The sequence below is a fragment of the Chryseobacterium sp. genome (assembly GCF_045629545.1).
In the GTDB taxonomy this organism is placed as follows: Bacteria; Bacteroidota; Bacteroidia; order Flavobacteriales; family Weeksellaceae; genus Chryseobacterium.
In genome coordinates this window covers 35,327-50,950 of record NZ_JAZQRK010000012.1, presented here as the reverse complement: position 1 = coordinate 50,950, position 15,624 = coordinate 35,327, and the positions used below count along the sequence as shown (strand labels likewise).

Genomic DNA, 15,624 nt, shown 5'->3' with positions numbered 1-15,624 from the left:
TTAATTAGGGCTTCTCTGGAAGCCCAATTTTCTTAATAAAGTGGGTATAAAAATTTTAGACAGACCTCGAACAGGAGCTGGTTCTCCAAAAAAACGATCCCGATATGCTTATCTGTATCCAGTAGAAGATATTATATATTTTCCGCCTACAGATAACACAGAGATTGTTTTGATAGGTGATATTCTTCTGAAAGCTGGTGCTTCGGCTATCAAAATTTATATTACAAATACATCTCAAGAATATTCTTATGAAGCTACTGGAGAAAAAGATAACAGAGGATTTAGAGTGAAATTTACCGGAACTCATCCAGGTTCTGAGATTGAAGCTTTAGAGTTTTCAAAAAAACATCTCGACAGAGATTATATTGTTATTCTTCCAGAAAATTATGAGGAAACTAGATCCAAAGTTTTAGGTACTACTTTCGCGCCTTTGACGTTCAAATCTTCTCATAAAAGCAGTAAGGATGGAAATAAATTTGATTTGAATTTTGAGCAGGAAGTAAGTTCAGATGATGTCTACTTACACTATGAGGGTTCATTAGCAATTGGTGGAACCATAGAAAATTGGAATTCTAAAACTGAAAATCTACCCGCTCCTGGTATTTACTTTGTGAAACAAGGAAGTGACCTTATGTTTACGGATGGTAGTGTTTCGGATTTCGCAATTGCTGGATCTCAAATTACTTTAATAGGACAAGATAATCCTATGACGGGATACTTGACAATAATCACTGGTACCAAAATTTTATTGAGAAAAAATATTCCTTGGAAATCGGTTCGCGGTTCAAAAATAATTCTGGAAAGTTTTATTTCTGGAAACGGACAAATAAAATTAATCGAAATTTTTAGAAATTAATAATCATGTATAAATTAAAAAAACTAGACAGACCAGCGTCAGGTGCGGGAGCTCCAACGGTGGGAAGCAGATTTGCTTATCTTGCTGCTGTGGAGGATTTGATTTCCTTTCCAGATACTGATGCAAACAACGTCCTGTTACAAGGACAACCAGTTTTTAAAGAAAACACTGGCTTAATTCCGGTATATATTACCACTTCATCTAGAGAATATTCCTATGAATCTCAGGGTGAAGAAGATGCAAGATCTTACAAAGTAAAATTCATTGGCTCTCATCCAGGAACTGAACTTGAAGCTTTAGAATTTGCTCAAAACAATTTGGATAAGGATTTTATTATTTTCATTCCAGGTTGTCAGTCTTCAGATCCTATTAGGGTATTAGGAAGACCTTGTGCTCCACTAAAATTTAAGTCTAGTCATAAGTCTGGCAAAGATGGTTCTAAGTTCGATTTTACTTTTGAGCAGGAAGTAGGAAGCAAATATATTTATTTCATGTACAACGGACCATTGCAAACAGCAGAAATGATGTATGCGCAATTGGACTTCACAACAGCGGTGACCGCTTTAAATGAGGTGCAATGGGTTAAAAACACAGCTGCAACCCAATCGTTAGTAATTACATCTTTGAATGATATTACAGCGAAACAGGTTACGTTTTTAGGTCAAGAATATGATACAGCGAAGGCAGGCACTATCTCCGAAGATCTTACGGGACCAATTATGGTGTTGTTGAAAGGTGGAGTTCAGTGGAAATCATTAGACGGTTCAAGTATCACGTTTGGAGTATTTCAGACAGGTGCAGGAATTGCGCTAATCGAAAGATGGCGAGCTTAGTATAGATTTTGCTTAAATAAATTAAAGCCACTCAACCATGAGTGGCTTTTTTGCGTCACAACATTTGCCGTCTTATCCCTCTACTTTCGCTGCATGGATAATAAATCTATAACTCCAATAAAGGCTATGGAGTTTCTGCGTCAGTATTCAAGACAAGGGATTCCGTGTAATATTAAGTTTTTGTCTCTGAATGAAACAGATGGCACAACAAAAGGTATTGTTGAAGAAAATTCTGTAATTATCACTGCTGGTTATCGCAGAAATCAGAGTAAAAAACATAATGTACTTGCAAGTTTTCAGCGTACAGCGACTGGTGAGTATCGCCAATTTTACTTTCCAATTCTGACGGAAATCAACGGTATATCTATAAAACCATGAAAAAAGACGACATACAAATTGAAAGATATGGCAAGCATGCCGTAGTGACTTCTCCAGCTTCAGTATTTTCTTATCAGGTAGAGGAAATTGATTACGATAATCCGAGATCCGGAATGACAGATTATCAGTCATGGTCTACGTCATTTCATTTTCAGGATGGTTTGGAACTGATTCCATACGGGATGTACAACGATATGCCCCAACTTTTGAGGAATACGATTTACCGAAATCCCAACATTCCTGGAGTGATGGAAAAAAAACAGCAATTATTGTGGGGGCAAGGTCCTCATTTATTCAAAACTGTTTACCAAGATGGAAAACCTGCAAGAGAATGGACCGCAGATGCAAGTATTTTATCCTGGTTAGAAAGTTTCGATTATAAAACTTATCTTATTAACACTATTCAGGACACCAATTTTGCACAAAGTAACGCTTCAATGATGATTAAAGCCAAATCTGGAAGAGTTGGTGTAGAAAGAATACATTCGCTTGAGCATATCAATCCCATGTGGTTTAGGTTGGCTAAAAAAAGTGATTCAGTGGAAGCCACTCATGGACTTGTTTCGGATGCATGGATGGCTTTTCAGCCAAACGGATATAGAGATTATCCTTTATTTAATCCTTTACAACCTTTCAAAGAAAAGCGTTCTATACTTTATTCTAAGCTTTATTCATACGCTTCAGATTATTATCCAATTCCTACTATTCTAGGAGCCTTAGAATGGATTAACAGGGCGACAGCGGTTCCTTTAATTCTAAAAGCTTTATCCAAAAATTCAGTCAATGCAAAATATCACATAACCTCCCCTGCTCAGTTTTGGGATGCAAAACGTGAGCAGCTGCAAAAAGAATGTGAAGTTTCGGGCGAAGATTATACCGAAACAATGTTAGATGATTATGAAAGATTGTTATTTAAAACAATAATTTCCACGCTGACTTCTGATCATAATGCTGGAAAGATTTGGCACACAAAAGATATATTCATTGAGGACGGACAAAGTTTAAAAGCTTGTGGATGGACGATTAATCCCATAGACCAGAATGTAAAAGATTTTGTAGAAACGCAGATTTCAATTGCTAATAAAGCAGATTCTGCAGTGTCAGCTGCCGTTGGAATTCATAAATCTTTAGGCGGCATTACAGATCAGGGCAAATCAGACTCCGGTTCAGAACAATTATATGCTTATACCATGTTTAAACTAATCGGTGTAAGAGTTCCAGAAGAAGTAGTGATGAAAGCAATCAATACAGCAATCAAATTAAATTTTCCTCAGTCGGGTCTTCAACTTGGTTTTTATCATGAAGAAGCCCAGAAGCAGGAAGACCAGTCTTCCAAAGATAGACTGGTAAATAACCCTACATAATCATGAAAATATTATTCAGTAAAGAATATGATGACAGCTCAGAATTATTGGAGCTTTCCGGACTTAATGATGCTGATATTAAGATAACTCACTTGTGGCCATCTTTACGAAGCGCAACACGTGATATCATAAATATTATTGGTAAAGACAATTACCAAAAGGCGGTTGATTTGTATGAAGCGGGTTCTAATGATGAGTTTCTTGAATTGGTAAGATATCCTTTGGTATTGGATGCTTTCCGAAAGTTTTCTCCATTAACGGATATTAAATTCACAGAGAACGGAAGGCAGTTCCGTGCTGACGATCATCACAAAGCTCCTTGGGAATGGCAGATTAATAAGTCAGATGCTGAGATGGAAAAAGCGTATTATGCTTCAGTTGATGAATTGATTTCATTTATTACAGAATCAGAAGAATATGATTCTTCAGAATATATGTTGCAGTTCACAGGGTTGTATGTGCCGAACCTGAGAGTGTTTCAGGATTTTGTTCATATCAATAATTCTCATTTACTGTATTATAAATTAGCTCCCGCAATGCGGTATTTTGAAGAAACTGAAATCATTAATAGAGTCGGAAATAAATTTGCTGAATACAAAGAACAAAATAATTCAAGAATAAAAAAATTGATTCAGAATGCTTGCGTTCACTATGCCATGTCAGATGGTATCAACAAATTATCAAATCAACTATTTCCTGAAGGTTTAATGAAAGCTGAAAGAACAGGAAGAAAAGCGACTAACGGGTATGATGTAGAATCTACAGCTTTGCACTACGATAGAATAAAAGATTCTGCTTTGCTGTCTTTAGAGCAAGAAATTAGAAAAACTAAGACAGTTTATGTACCCAGAAGGCTATTAAACTTCGACGATAAGGACGGATTTGTATCTACTTAATTCACAACAATTTGTATATTAGCATCGTAAAAATACTTGAATGCATTCACTTGAAATTTTAGAATTAAAAAAGCGTTATTGGATTCCCGAAAATTTGGGAGAATGCAAACGTGATCAGTTCTTGGATATGTCAAAACTGATTTATCTATTTCACAATAGCGAAATAACCTATCATAAGTTTCGCGTCATGGGACTTTATATTTTGATGAATATGTCTTTTAGCAAAGAAGAGTTTGAAGCTGCAGAAGATGAGAAATGGGGAAATATCTATATAGCTTCAGAACTACTAGATAGTTTCTTCACTATTGATGATTCTGGTATGAAACATTTGGTTTTAGATTTCATTCATAATCCCGTAAAATCATTTATGTACAAAGGTCTGACATATAAAAGCGTAAAAGATAATTTCGAAGGGATAAAATACGGACAATTTGAAGATGGCTTTGGAGAATATGAAAATTTTAAAAAGACTGGAGAAATAGAATATCTGCTCAGATTATTTGCAATATTTCATTTGCGCCCTAATGAGAGCTTCGAAAATCTAAACATTGATAAGAGATGCAAATGGTTTGATATGTTGGATATACGCCACGTGTACGGCTTTTATCTACTATTTGTTTCTTTCGTTAATTATATTACAAAAGATTGTGCTATACTTTTGGACGGAAAAGAAATAGAAATTTCGATGCTATTTCAGTCAGAAAGCAATGGTGAAGAGGTGCAAACTGATAAACCTGTAGAAAGTATAGGATTGAGATCTACATCCTTTCAATTAGCCGAAAGTGGTGTATTTGGTCCTTACGACAAAGTACGATGTGAGGACTACCTGATTATTCTGATTAGAATGTGTGATCTGGTATTCAGAAACCGTAAAGAAAAGCAAGAAATGGAAGACGCAAAGAACCAATCTGAAAGCCAAAACAATGATTGATATAAAGACACTACGAGAAAAGATTGCAGAAATTCGTGCAGGTATTCCAGAGATTAAAAAGGTTGAATTTTTGGTTACCGATGATGAGCTTGCCAATGTCATGGGAGATCATAAAAAAGAAGATGGCTTACTATTGTGTGCAGTAGTACCCTCTTATGGTGGTTTTGGAGAAGAGGATGATAGCGGCTACAAATCTTATTTGCAATTTTTCCTATGTGAAAAAGTAGATCTGAAAGTTTTCAAGAATCAAAATGATTATATAGACACTCTGCAACGAATTTCAGAAGTAGTGAAACCATTTGTTAAAACCTTTTTTACAAGAGAAGATTGTTTGGCTTTGGATCTTGATCGAGATTCTTTGAATATAGATGCTTTTTCTAGAAAGGCTCAATGTATGGGCTACTCTATTGAGGTTGATGCTAAATCTTACATTGATTTCTAATGGATGTACTAGCGGAAAGAAAGGAAAAAGAAAAGCTAATAGTTTCTGCTTTTCAAAAAAGAGTTTTGCAACAACATGGAGATAAGATGCAAAAAACTCAGAATGAAAATGTTCCCAGATTTAGAAAGAAATCCCTAGATTTTCGAAACATAGTTACTAATGAAGACTCTCTAATCTACCGCCATAAAGGAGTTATGAGAATGGTAGATATGAAAAGACTTACGAAGCCGTTGAAAACGGATAAGTATACCAGAAAGAAAACTTACAATATTCACAACCGTATACTTATGGGGCACTACTCAGGATTGTCTAAAGATTTGACATTTGGATTAACTGCTGCTGTACGTGAGGATATTATTAACGAATTAGATGGAAATCAATTGTAAATAATAGCCTATATATCGGATATTACCACTATCTTTGGGTATGGAAAAATTAAAACTATTGTTTGCAGGGATTAATCTCAAAGACTTTTGTGAGAATTATGATTTGAGCTATGATTATACGAGAAAAGTATTTAAAGGCACTTACGAACTATCCCAAGATACAGAACAAAAGCTTTTATCAGCTTACGAAGATTGGCTGAAAGAAAAAAATAAAATATTTTCTGCATAATCTAACAACAAATTGTATATTAGCATTGTAGTAAATCTTCTGGTGGTTTATTTTACTTAAATTTTTTTTCATCATTTGTGTTTATCCTGTCTTTTTTGGACAGGATTTTTTTATTTTAGCAAGAAATCTTATTTTATGAAAAAAGCTATACTATTACTTTTCTTATTATTTTCATTGTTATCTTTTGCTCAGACAGATGAACCCTTAAAAATAAGTGAGGTAGTTAAGGTTTCTGACAGTACTAGCACAGCAAAACAATTGTACAGCCGTTCCAAAATTTGGTTTACTAAAGTTTTCAACAATCCAAAATATGTTATACAACTAGATGATCCAGATAACAATATGGTAATGGGTCGTGGATTATTTAATTTCTCAAGTAAAATCTTCATGGGAGGTCAAGGTAGAGCGGGTCATATAAAATTTGATGTTACGGTGTCTGCTAAAGACGGGAGATACAAGTATGAGTTTACTAATTTCACTCACGAAAAAGCGGGTCTAATAACCGAAAGCGAAATTGTCCCTGGTTGGAATGAGTGGATTACTGGTTCTGAAACATTTAGAAAAAAAATATCCAAAGAATTGAAAGATTATATTGACACAGAAATTAGTAAAATGGTAATAACTTTAAAAGCAGAAATGGATAAGGGCAAAACTGCCAATGACGATTGGTAAAAATTTCTTTATATATTTTTTCTTGCACAATTAAAAAATGTTTCACATATTTGCAAAAGCGAAACGAAACAGACAACGGATGAGTCTTTAAAATTATCCAAAAAATTTTCAACGATATTTAACTTCTGGCATTGGCTATTAGTGGTAAACTTATCCTCGGATCTGTTTCGTTTCGCGACACCCACGAAAACCAATGTCTTTTTTTGTGGGTTTTATTGAGGATAACTTTTAAACAATAATATAATGCGAAACGAAACAAAAAAATCCAAAAAAAGACAAACACTTAACAGAAAAGCTAAGCAGCTAAAGAAAATTGAAGAGCGTGAAGAAATCTATTTTACGTATCAAAAATTCAACAATGTATTCATTTCTGTTGTTACCAATCTGAAAGACAGGCAGACCCACGCCTATGGTAAAACCAAATTAATAGCGGCACAAAATGCATTAGAAAATTTCCGATTGAAGTACGGTTCTTATTAGTTTCATTGATTCATTTAATACATGATTTATTATGAAACTAAGAAACAATGGACAACAAGGATTTCATCCTATTGATCAAATGGAAAACAAAATTGTAAATCTTATCGTAAGTATTTACGAAGATTTCGGAAGTTCTGAAATGGTAACTGATACCATTTTCGAAATGTATGCAAAGGCAGAAGTAAATGCTTCGCTGGAAGAAAAAGTAAAATTTCAAAAGATATTGGGCTTTTTCAGATGTATGACAGATATGGTAGAAGAAGATTCTGAAACCTTCTTAGACCTACAACACGAACGAAATAACTACAACAATGGAACATTACCGAAATGAAATTGATATTATATCCTATGAGAGTGTGCATGTAGATGCAGGATCTCTTTGGAAAAAAAAAGGTGATCTTATGATATTGGTAGATGGTGATCAGTATGTAACCTTTCCTTTTGATGAAAATAAATTTTATAAAGTGACAATTTGATTTTACAGACCACTCTTCGGAGTGGTTTTTTTTTGCTTTGTAATTGCGTCACAACTTCGGAATTGCGAACGCAGTAGGTTTGTTAAAAATAAAATATATGCATCCTTATCACAGAAGATTTATTTATGCACAGTTGGTAGTTTTACTTTGGGCAATTTTTGTGCTGTTGGTTTTCCCTCAGTGGAAATATGTAGTATTCCCTTCTTTGTCTGCTTTTTTCCTTTTCGAGATTGGAGTTTTAGAAACTCAACGAAAAGAACTGCCAGAAGCTATGCGGTATAGAAAATCAGGCATTTTTGCTTTGATCGATGTGCTTTCTGTAATTCTTTTTCTTATAATTTTTGTTTTGTATGGTACTGCATTCTTTAGTGAAAAATCAATTTTTCATTCAACATTTACTTCCATACTTCTCACTTACACTACGGTAAGGAAATTCTACATCTTAAAAAATTATTCTTATGAAATCTGATAGGATTCCATTTTTTCTAATCAAAAAAAATCTCAAAATGAAAAATAGAAATGTTTTAAAAATCCTTAAAAATAATGAAGGACTAAAAAATCAAAGGCTATATACAGAGCTTTTGAAAGAATACGCTGCTGAAACCAATATCCGCACCGTGTATTATTACCAATTAGGATACACCCCAGAAAAGTTAACAGGTCTAATCTATGATGTTAAAAAACATTTTGAAATCACAGACAAAGACATTGCCTTGTATAATGGTGATGATGAGGAGGAAGAAAAGCATCAAAAAGACGATACTCCGCCAAATCCTCCAGTAGATGATATTCCTCCGGTAGATCCGAATGCTGAGATATTGAAGAAACTCAATTTGCAATCAGTTCCTGATGTGATGGATGGAATGAAGCTACGTGACGAGTATCCATTTTTGGATCTTGAAAATACCCCTTTGGAAATCAAAGCATTGGTAACAGATAAGATTACAGCATATAAAAAATACGCTGCCACGCATGCCGAAATTCTTACAGCTGCTAATAACGGCGAAGCTGAAGAAAGATTATTCGAGCTTGGTAAAAATGCTCTAGAACAATGGAACTTGAATCAGGAAATAAAAGATGAATTAGACTTTTACAGAGATGCTGGTAAGATTTTAGGAAAGCATGCGTCATTAGCTGATTTGAAAATGAAACAAGATGTTGGCGAGATGTCAGAAGCTGAGTTGTTCAAAGGGAAATCTAATGCTCAGAAATCTATTTCACGATACAATGGTCAGGGTAAATCTGAGCTTGTAGAAACATGGCAAAAAAGACTTACTGCCATAGAAAAAAGATTGATAGAAGATTTCAAACATGTATTAAAGAAATAATTATGAAAAAACACTTTAAACATTTGACTATTGCAACGTTGCTGAATTCAAGTTTTTACTCAGCCTTCGTTTTTATGATTTATTTTAATAAACAAGATAATGAATTGATTGATACAATTGCGCTTTTAATAGGATCCTTAGCATCAATAACTTATCCATCTGTTGTTTTGTTCAGTAAGAATAAGGCATCAACTTTCTTCACAGAAATTTGCTTTGCGTTGAGTTCAACATTTCCTGTTTTGTTTTTTATACATAGTGTTTTTCAGTTCTGGAATAATGAAACCGAAGGACCTATACCGTGGATAATTCTTATTTCGTGTCCTTTGATGTCAATAATGTTTTGGATGCAGCTTCATATAACAAGAGATTGCTGCAGGCAATGGGTGGATTTTGAAAATAGGTTAAAATAAATGTATGCTTTTCAGCAAAAACGACATAGGGGTAAAATCTAATAACCAGGAAGAAAAGGCGGAAGGTAACAGCTCCGCCTTTACCTCTAAATTCCTAAATATACAGACTGATATTATTGAGAATCTTTCAGAAGATTTGGTAAAACTCCCAGATCCAGGAGAGATAAAATTTTTGCAAACAATCAAGGCTTTTAATGGTTTTACTTTCGTTGAGCTTATCTCTAGGTTAAATTTCATTGAAGAATTAACGGCTTCTACTTATTCAATATCAATGAAAGTTGTGGAAGCACTTCAGGAAATGAAGAGAATGGGTAAGATTGATAAAATTAATCTTGTGATTTCAGATTCTATGATGAAGCGAAATCCGAAGGTTTCTGATTCCATTAATGCTTGGGCAAGTTTAGATCCTATGATATCTGTTGTCTATACCTGGAATCATTCTAAAATAGTGGCAATAAAAACAGAGACCGATTACTATACTATTGAAGGTTCGGGAAATTGGGGTGAAAATGCATGCTACGAGCAATATGTAGTGGTAAACGATGAAAGTGTTTACAACCTTAGGAAAAGGCTATTCAGCGAATGCAAAGTTGTATTCAAAATAAACTAACGAAATGAAAATAGAAATTTTAGAGACGGAAACAATATCCAATTGGTGTCCACTAGCAGAGGAGGAATTAGAAATGGTTTCAGAATTAGCTTCTATTGGATATTCTGCAGATAAAATATGCTTAGTTCTTCAACGAAAAAAAAGACTTTTTATACGCGATTTCAAAGTTGAAGGCACGCATATTAATACCGCTTACTACAGAGGTCTGCTCATGGCTCAGGCAGATACAGACAAAGCAATGTTGGATAATGCCAAGAAAGGAAATATAACTGCCAAGCAGCAGATAGAGAAAAAGTGGGAAGAGCAAAAGATAGAAAATATTAAACAAGAACTTTTTAATTCATAATGAAATATTCATTTGACGATATAGAACTGGAGGATCTTTTGGAATGGATGGAATCTGGTAAAAATATACCTCCCAAAATTGCTGAGTATGCACTACTGCTAGAAAAGATTTGGGGTATGCATCGTCGTCAGTTTGATTTTCCTAATCAGGAAGCTATTATAAACTATCTAGTACAAGTAGATGGTTTCAAAAGATATGAAGCTGTAAAACTTTTAAAAGATGCATTAACTCATTTTTCCTCTGAGAGTTCATTGCCAAAAGATATTTGGAGAAATCTGTTAGCAGATAAGATGATGAAATGTTTTACAGCATCTATAAAGCTTTCAAAAACTCCCAAAGACTTTCTGGATTCTGTTAAAATATTGGCAACTATTAAAGATACACTTCAACTTGACAAGGAAGAAATTCTTGAAATGGAAGAAGATCTCATGAAACAGATACAAATTTTAACGACGGACATTAAAATGTTTGGTGAAGAGCCTGTTTCTAGGGCCGAATTGGCTGCATTTATTGATACACTACCGGATGTTCCGGAAAAGGTAAAAGAAGCTGCAAAAGCGGAAGTAGACACTTTCCCATTGAGATTCTTAACACACGAACACAATCCAAGAAATGGGAGCTAATAGAATTTTTGAAGAACCGACGGGAACTTTCAAAGGTAATGCAGAATATCAATATGTGAATTCATTTGGGATGGGAGTGGAAGTAATTGATCCTACCAACCTATATATTGTTGGTGGTCGTGCTCTTGGTAAAACTACACAGATAATTGCACGTCGTTCTGTAAGAATTGCAAAAGCAATGCCTGGTGCTTACTTCGCCTTTACTGGAGATTTTTATACAAACTTACTTTCCAACACAATCCCTTCCATGATTAAAGGATGGAATGATCTTGGTTTGAAGGAAGGTATCCATTATGTGATTAATGAAAAACCACCATCTAATTTTGCAAAACCCTATAAAAAACCAATTACATACAAACATACTATCTCTTGGTATAATGGATGCTTTTTCAAGTTGGCATCTATGGATATTATATCATCTATGGCGGGGGATTCTTACCAACATGCTTTTGGTGATGAAGTAAAATATCAGGATAAAGCAAAGCTAGATAAATTACTTCCTGCAGTAAGAGGTGAAAAAATGAGATTTGGGCATAGTCATTATTATCTGGGTAAAACATTTACGACGGATATGCCAAATATCTTAAACATTAATGAATATGATTGGATCCTAGATCAAGAAAAGAATATGGATCCTGAACAAATCATGAATATTGTTCGCGCTTCATTAACGGTAAATGAAATAAAAAAAGCTTTAGTAAAAGCTTATGTTAAGAAAGATGCTATGGAATATGAAAGGCAGAAAAAGTCTTTCCAACGTTGGAATCAGAGATTAGCAAAAGTGCGTGTAAATTCTACTTTATTTAGTATGATATCCACATTTGCGAATGCTGATATTTTGCAGCTCGATTATTTCAAAGAACAATTGAAGGCTTTAGGACCTGAAGAGTTTCGCCCCGCAATATTGTCTATGAAGCATGAGGTAAAACAAGGTGAAAAATTTTATCCTAATCTTTCAGCAAAGAATTTCTTTGATGATGGATTGTTATTAGATTTTTTTCATCAATTTAATTTCGGAGAGAATCCGATAATTACATCAGATGGATTGAAATATGTAAATAGAAGACAAAAATTAGAAGGAGGAATGGATTTTGGAGATATGAATTCATTAGTAATCGGTCAGGAACAAGGTTGGGTTCAACGCTTATTGAAAAATTTTTGGACACTAGAACAAAACGAAATTGCTATTGCAAAACAGTTCCGTGATTTTTTCATTAATCATCCTATTAAGATTTTAGATCTATATTATGATCGTTCCGGGAATCAAAATGCAAAGACTAAAAATGACAGAGCTTCTGCCGTGAAAAGACATATAGAATATGAGGATGACAAGCCTACAGGTTGGACAGTGAATATGATGAGTTTAGGACAAAAAACAATCTATCAAGAAGAAGAATTTCATCTCATGAAAGAAATGTTTGGTGAAACAAACTCTAAGCTTCCAAAAGTGTTGATCGATCTACATCAATGTCGAGAACTAAAATCTTCAATGGAAGTAGCAAAACAAATAATAAAACTTAATGCTAAAGGTGTACGACGTATATATAAAAACAAATCTTCTGAAAGCATTCCAATGGCTAGAAGACCCATGTGGTCTACCAATTTAAGCGATGCCTTAAAATATTATATGTACCGCCCAAAGTACGTCAATATCATCAAGAAGATACAAACCTCTGGAACTTCATACGCTCCAATGATGCATTGATTTTTGTATATTTGGAAAAAAATGGAAAATTTAAACATGGAATTGAGAATGGAAATTTTAGAAAATTCTCTTAATGTTGAAAACCTTATTAATGGACTAATTGTTCACTATCTGTCATTAAGTGAAGTAGAAAAATCTCGAAATTTTTCTAATAAGAGAAGTATCCCATTTCAAAGTAAAATTGATTTATTATATGATTTTAAAATTTTTAATAAAGATGAAATATTTGCAATAGAATTGGTTATGTTTTTCCGAAATAAATTTCTTCATGTTTCAAGTCACAATAGTTTTACTGATATATTTATTAATAATTCTTCGAAGAAAAATGAATTAAAAAAGTTTTCAGACTCTAAAATGTTTGAAGATGAAAATGATTATTTACAAGCTTACAGAAAGTTACAAATTATTGTAGTAGATATAATAAAAAACAAGTTCATTATCAAATCAGATGAACGTATAAGACTTGGTGATTCAATTATTACACATGTGAATAATCACGTAAAACTGAGAAATAGTATTTTTGATGAAGTCCAAGTTCTGTCAGATAATTTAAATCGGTCTATACTTGGAGAAATAGAATCTAGTGAATTTCATCGTTTAATCTTCGAATGTATAAATAATCTATTTTCAACATTAGGAGACAAAACAACTGATATTTTCGAAGATGAAACATTTATCAAAAAATTACTTAGTTGATTATATAATCTAATAATATCAATTCATCTATGTTTTTAAAGAAAGGAAAAAGCAAGGATAAAAACCCATTTCGTTGAGCCTATAAAGGCGAAACGAATTTTTTTTTAAGCGTTTGTAAACGGTTAAATATTCATCATAAAAAAACGCCCTATTTCGGGCGTTCTTTGTTTAAATAATTTCGTTGAGTACTTCAAAAATGTAATCCGGTTCTACTCCAAATTCTTGAAAGACTTCCTCAACTTCCATAAAATCAAAATCCGGATTCTCCATCCGTTCAATAATTTCAATTTTTATTTCTTCCAATTTTTCAGCGAGTTCGGGAGGGTATCTTTTTTGTATGGGTGTTTTCATATTATTTTTTCTGTTTTTATTTTTTTAAAAACTTGATGAGATAAGGTTATTTTCATTTCACTAAGCAAAGATTTTATTTTATCCTGGTTAGCGATATTTTGCTCTATTTTTCTTATCTGCAGATAGTGTTCATTTATGATTCGATTATCATTGATAGCATTTTTTAAAATTGGATGAACAATTTTTTTATATTCTTCAAGACTTAAAAAAGGAATAACAGAACCTCGCAAGAAAGGAAGTAATATTTTACTTTCAAAAATGATGTACATTATTTCAAAATCTATACTTCTTTCTGTTCTTACCTCCCAACAATTCGGAATTGCCTTTTTTAGCGGTCTTCCTGAGTTGTTTCCTCTACTTTGGATATAGAATACAGTTTCATTGTTATTCAGTTCTTTTTTTGCTCCGTTATGCGTTTTTATCGTCATTATAAATAGTTATTTTATTTTGTGATACTTCAATTTTTATATTTTTTCCAATTTCAAAACCTGCATTTTGCAACCAAGCCCCAGAAATATTTAGTTTTGGCACTTGTTTTTTTCCTTGCCATTGGTAGCAAATCTTTAATTTTTTAAAAAACATATTCTTCGTAATCTGAAATTTCACAACTATTGACAATAAATAATTCTGCAATGCTAGAAGCTTGAAAAATTGCGTTTACAGTCGCTTTTTTATACTCATAATATTCTGCCCAGTCAAATATTTGGCTGTACCCTTTTTGGCTTAATATTTCTATTACTTTTGATGATAAATTAATATCTTTGTGGTCGATGATTTTCATAAGTCATTCAATTATTTAATATAAGGCGGAGCGGTCGAGGCTTCCGCCTTATTTTTTTGTTAAATGGTGTATTCTAAAACTTCTTTTTCTGATTTTTCTAATAAATCAAATAATTTATTTTGGCAGAGTTCCAAAATTGCTCCTATAATAGCATTATTTGAAATTTCAAAATCTTCTCCCTCGGCACATTCAATGGTTAAAGTTTCTTTCAATCCGTCACGGCTTATCAAATAAGAGTTTAAATTGTCGCTCTTACGTTTCAAATAATTGTGTCGTGTACATAATTTTTGAAAGTTTTCGAGGTTTTTAATCCTTTTGTCGGCTGTTGTTTCCAAAATGAGTGCTTTCGCATCAACTTTTGTGTTTTCGCTTCTACCGTTCGCTTTTGCATCTGTAGCGGGATTTACTGTCTTCAATCCGTTCGCTTTTGTCTGTAAGTCATTCATTATTAATTATTTAACTACTCTAATTTACGAAATATATCCGATAAAACGGATATAAAATTGCTTTAATTGTTTGTAAATCAGTTATTTATACCTATTATAAATAATAGTAACTTGGAGCAGCTCCCATACAAAAAAACGCTATATTTTTTCACTCAAACTAGTTAAAACATTGAAAACCAATATCAAAACCTTTTTCAAAATTTTTGAAAAAGGTTTTGATTCTTTCAGAGCCCGACCCGCTCACTTGGTGGGTTGGCGGTCGCAAAGCCACCGATATGGGGATATATGACAAAAAAGCCCTACTCATGAGGTTCTAGGGGCTTTTCGTCATTTCCAAATGATTAAATGCGAATTGCGTTCGCAAAATGCGTCACAACGCCCACCG

Annotated in this window: 25 protein-coding genes; 20 read left to right on the top strand and 5 right to left on the bottom strand. The window is 33.4% G+C overall.

Annotation, left to right across the window (positions count from 1 at the left end; genetic code table 11):
- Positions 1-40: 40 nt before the first annotated feature.
- The 20 genes from ACKI42_RS02815 (at position 41) to ACKI42_RS02720 (ending at position 13,661) form a co-directional block, all read left to right on the top strand.
- Positions 41-856 (top strand): hypothetical protein, encoded by an 816-nt coding sequence (locus ACKI42_RS02815; RefSeq protein WP_407402237.1) that lies wholly within the window; start codon positions 41-43, stop codon positions 854-856.
- A gap of 5 nt (positions 857-861) precedes the next feature.
- A complete protein-coding gene (locus ACKI42_RS02810; RefSeq protein ID WP_407402235.1) occupies positions 862-1,689 on the top strand; it encodes a hypothetical protein in 828 nt (275 codons plus the stop codon).
- Between the two features lie 93 nt (positions 1,690-1,782).
- Positions 1,783-2,067, top strand: coding sequence for a hypothetical protein (locus ACKI42_RS02805; RefSeq protein WP_407402233.1), 285 nt, complete (start codon positions 1,783-1,785; stop codon positions 2,065-2,067).
- Complete coding sequence (locus tag ACKI42_RS02800; RefSeq protein WP_407402231.1) at positions 2,064-3,431, top strand: hypothetical protein; 1,368 nt, start codon at positions 2,064-2,066, stop codon at positions 3,429-3,431. The genes ACKI42_RS02805 and ACKI42_RS02800 overlap by 4 nt, the downstream gene beginning before the upstream one ends.
- A gap of 2 nt (positions 3,432-3,433) precedes the next feature.
- Complete coding sequence (locus ACKI42_RS02795) at positions 3,434-4,327, top strand: DUF6712 family protein (protein ID WP_407402229.1); 894 nt, start codon at positions 3,434-3,436, stop codon at positions 4,325-4,327.
- 40 nt (positions 4,328-4,367) lie between these two features.
- Entirely contained in the window at positions 4,368-5,258 is an 891-nt protein-coding gene (locus tag ACKI42_RS02790; RefSeq protein ID WP_407402227.1) for a hypothetical protein, read from the top strand.
- Positions 5,251-5,700, top strand: coding sequence for a hypothetical protein (locus ACKI42_RS02785; protein ID WP_407402225.1), 450 nt, complete (start codon positions 5,251-5,253; stop codon positions 5,698-5,700). Before ACKI42_RS02790 ends, ACKI42_RS02785 begins: the two co-directional genes overlap by 8 nt.
- On the top strand, positions 5,700-6,086 hold the full coding sequence (locus ACKI42_RS02780; RefSeq protein WP_407402223.1) for a hypothetical protein: 387 nt from the start codon (positions 5,700-5,702) through the stop codon (positions 6,084-6,086). Before ACKI42_RS02785 ends, ACKI42_RS02780 begins: the two co-directional genes overlap by 1 nt.
- Positions 6,087-6,126: 40 nt before the next feature.
- Positions 6,127-6,315: a hypothetical protein gene (locus ACKI42_RS02775; RefSeq protein WP_407402221.1), complete on the top strand. Its 189-nt coding sequence runs from the start codon at positions 6,127-6,129 to the stop codon at positions 6,313-6,315.
- 135 nt (positions 6,316-6,450) lie between these two features.
- Positions 6,451-6,987, top strand: a complete 537-nt coding sequence (locus tag ACKI42_RS02770; protein ID WP_407402219.1) for a DUF4468 domain-containing protein — start codon at positions 6,451-6,453, stop codon at positions 6,985-6,987.
- A gap of 243 nt (positions 6,988-7,230) precedes the next feature.
- Positions 7,231-7,467, top strand: coding sequence for a hypothetical protein (locus ACKI42_RS02765; RefSeq protein WP_407402217.1), 237 nt, complete (start codon positions 7,231-7,233; stop codon positions 7,465-7,467).
- 31 nt (positions 7,468-7,498) lie between these two features.
- Positions 7,499-7,798 carry a hypothetical protein gene (locus tag ACKI42_RS02760; protein WP_407402215.1) on the top strand — a complete coding sequence of 100 codons (300 nt, stop codon included), beginning with the start codon at positions 7,499-7,501 and terminating at the stop codon, positions 7,796-7,798.
- On the top strand, positions 7,779-7,943 hold the full coding sequence (locus tag ACKI42_RS02755; protein ID WP_407402213.1) for a hypothetical protein: 165 nt from the start codon (positions 7,779-7,781) through the stop codon (positions 7,941-7,943). Before ACKI42_RS02760 ends, ACKI42_RS02755 begins: the two co-directional genes overlap by 20 nt.
- Before the next feature lie 97 nt (positions 7,944-8,040).
- Positions 8,041-8,412: a hypothetical protein gene (locus ACKI42_RS02750; protein WP_407402211.1), complete on the top strand. Its 372-nt coding sequence runs from the start codon at positions 8,041-8,043 to the stop codon at positions 8,410-8,412.
- A 37-nt stretch (positions 8,413-8,449) separates the two neighbouring features.
- Entirely contained in the window at positions 8,450-9,271 is an 822-nt protein-coding gene (locus tag ACKI42_RS02745) for a hypothetical protein (RefSeq protein WP_407402209.1), read from the top strand.
- Between the two features lie 414 nt (positions 9,272-9,685).
- Positions 9,686-10,291 (top strand): hypothetical protein, encoded by a 606-nt coding sequence (locus tag ACKI42_RS02740; protein ID WP_407402207.1) that lies wholly within the window; start codon positions 9,686-9,688, stop codon positions 10,289-10,291.
- Between the two features lie 4 nt (positions 10,292-10,295).
- On the top strand, positions 10,296-10,637 hold the full coding sequence (locus ACKI42_RS02735) for a hypothetical protein (RefSeq protein WP_407402205.1): 342 nt from the start codon (positions 10,296-10,298) through the stop codon (positions 10,635-10,637).
- A complete protein-coding gene (locus ACKI42_RS02730; RefSeq protein ID WP_407402203.1) occupies positions 10,637-11,260 on the top strand; it encodes a hypothetical protein in 624 nt (207 codons plus the stop codon). Before ACKI42_RS02735 ends, ACKI42_RS02730 begins: the two co-directional genes overlap by 1 nt.
- On the top strand, positions 11,250-12,965 hold the full coding sequence (locus tag ACKI42_RS02725; protein WP_407402201.1) for a hypothetical protein: 1,716 nt from the start codon (positions 11,250-11,252) through the stop codon (positions 12,963-12,965). The genes ACKI42_RS02730 and ACKI42_RS02725 overlap by 11 nt, the downstream gene beginning before the upstream one ends.
- A 21-nt stretch (positions 12,966-12,986) precedes the next feature.
- Positions 12,987-13,661 (top strand): hypothetical protein, encoded by a 675-nt coding sequence (locus ACKI42_RS02720; protein WP_407402199.1) that lies wholly within the window; start codon positions 12,987-12,989, stop codon positions 13,659-13,661.
- A gap of 168 nt (positions 13,662-13,829) precedes the next feature.
- Here the strand turns inward: ACKI42_RS02720 and ACKI42_RS02715 are convergent, their stop codons facing one another.
- The 5 genes from ACKI42_RS02715 to ACKI42_RS02695 are packed head-to-tail and all read right to left on the bottom strand — an operon-like array spanning position 13,830 to position 15,239.
- Positions 13,830-14,012, bottom strand: coding sequence for a hypothetical protein (locus ACKI42_RS02715; protein WP_407402197.1), 183 nt, complete (start codon positions 14,010-14,012; stop codon positions 13,830-13,832).
- Positions 14,009-14,440 (bottom strand): DUF6943 family protein, encoded by a 432-nt coding sequence (locus tag ACKI42_RS02710; protein WP_407402195.1) that lies wholly within the window; start codon positions 14,438-14,440, stop codon positions 14,009-14,011. The genes ACKI42_RS02715 and ACKI42_RS02710 overlap by 4 nt, the downstream gene beginning before the upstream one ends.
- Positions 14,421-14,594: a SymE family type I addiction module toxin gene (locus tag ACKI42_RS02705; RefSeq protein ID WP_407402193.1), complete on the bottom strand. Its 174-nt coding sequence runs from the start codon at positions 14,592-14,594 to the stop codon at positions 14,421-14,423. The genes ACKI42_RS02710 and ACKI42_RS02705 overlap by 20 nt, the downstream gene beginning before the upstream one ends.
- Positions 14,584-14,793 (bottom strand): hypothetical protein, encoded by a 210-nt coding sequence (locus ACKI42_RS02700; RefSeq protein ID WP_407402191.1) that lies wholly within the window; start codon positions 14,791-14,793, stop codon positions 14,584-14,586. Before ACKI42_RS02700 ends, ACKI42_RS02705 begins: the two co-directional genes overlap by 11 nt.
- Positions 14,794-14,852: 59 nt before the next feature.
- The gene (locus ACKI42_RS02695) at positions 14,853-15,239 is read right to left on the bottom strand and encodes a hypothetical protein (protein WP_407402189.1); all 387 of its coding nucleotides are present in this window, start codon (positions 15,237-15,239) and stop codon (positions 14,853-14,855) included.
- Positions 15,240-15,624: the final 385 nt, after the last annotated feature.

Coding starts and splice junctions, on each gene's coding strand:
- ACKI42_RS02750 (WP_407402211.1), top strand. CDS start 8,041: ATGCATCCTTATCACAGAAGATTTATTTATGCACAGTTGGTAGTTTTA.
- ACKI42_RS02785 (WP_407402225.1), top strand. CDS start 5,251: ATGATTGATATAAAGACACTACGAGAAAAGATTGCAGAAATTCGTGCA.
- ACKI42_RS02735 (WP_407402205.1), top strand. CDS start 10,296: ATGAAAATAGAAATTTTAGAGACGGAAACAATATCCAATTGGTGTCCA.
- ACKI42_RS02775 (WP_407402221.1), top strand. CDS start 6,127: ATGGAAAAATTAAAACTATTGTTTGCAGGGATTAATCTCAAAGACTTT.
- ACKI42_RS02780 (WP_407402223.1), top strand. CDS start 5,700: ATGGATGTACTAGCGGAAAGAAAGGAAAAAGAAAAGCTAATAGTTTCT.
- ACKI42_RS02755 (WP_407402213.1), top strand. CDS start 7,779: ATGGAACATTACCGAAATGAAATTGATATTATATCCTATGAGAGTGTG.
- ACKI42_RS02710 (WP_407402195.1), bottom strand. CDS start 14,440: ATGACGATAAAAACGCATAACGGAGCAAAAAAAGAACTGAATAACAAT.
- ACKI42_RS02695 (WP_407402189.1), bottom strand. CDS start 15,239: ATGAATGACTTACAGACAAAAGCGAACGGATTGAAGACAGTAAATCCC.
- ACKI42_RS02720 (WP_407402199.1), top strand. CDS start 12,987: ATGGAAAATTTAAACATGGAATTGAGAATGGAAATTTTAGAAAATTCT.
- ACKI42_RS02700 (WP_407402191.1), bottom strand. CDS start 14,793: ATGAAAATCATCGACCACAAAGATATTAATTTATCATCAAAAGTAATA.
- ACKI42_RS02765 (WP_407402217.1), top strand. CDS start 7,231: ATGCGAAACGAAACAAAAAAATCCAAAAAAAGACAAACACTTAACAGA.
- ACKI42_RS02805 (WP_407402233.1), top strand. CDS start 1,783: ATGGATAATAAATCTATAACTCCAATAAAGGCTATGGAGTTTCTGCGT.
- ACKI42_RS02725 (WP_407402201.1), top strand. CDS start 11,250: ATGGGAGCTAATAGAATTTTTGAAGAACCGACGGGAACTTTCAAAGGT.
- ACKI42_RS02730 (WP_407402203.1), top strand. CDS start 10,637: ATGAAATATTCATTTGACGATATAGAACTGGAGGATCTTTTGGAATGG.
- ACKI42_RS02740 (WP_407402207.1), top strand. CDS start 9,686: ATGCTTTTCAGCAAAAACGACATAGGGGTAAAATCTAATAACCAGGAA.
- ACKI42_RS02715 (WP_407402197.1), bottom strand. CDS start 14,012: ATGAAAACACCCATACAAAAAAGATACCCTCCCGAACTCGCTGAAAAA.
- ACKI42_RS02745 (WP_407402209.1), top strand. CDS start 8,450: ATGAAAAATAGAAATGTTTTAAAAATCCTTAAAAATAATGAAGGACTA.
- ACKI42_RS02770 (WP_407402219.1), top strand. CDS start 6,451: ATGAAAAAAGCTATACTATTACTTTTCTTATTATTTTCATTGTTATCT.
- ACKI42_RS02795 (WP_407402229.1), top strand. CDS start 3,434: ATGAAAATATTATTCAGTAAAGAATATGATGACAGCTCAGAATTATTG.
- ACKI42_RS02800 (WP_407402231.1), top strand. CDS start 2,064: ATGAAAAAAGACGACATACAAATTGAAAGATATGGCAAGCATGCCGTA.
- ACKI42_RS02790 (WP_407402227.1), top strand. CDS start 4,368: ATGCATTCACTTGAAATTTTAGAATTAAAAAAGCGTTATTGGATTCCC.
- ACKI42_RS02705 (WP_407402193.1), bottom strand. CDS start 14,594: ATGTTTTTTAAAAAATTAAAGATTTGCTACCAATGGCAAGGAAAAAAA.
- ACKI42_RS02810 (WP_407402235.1), top strand. CDS start 862: ATGTATAAATTAAAAAAACTAGACAGACCAGCGTCAGGTGCGGGAGCT.
- ACKI42_RS02760 (WP_407402215.1), top strand. CDS start 7,499: ATGAAACTAAGAAACAATGGACAACAAGGATTTCATCCTATTGATCAA.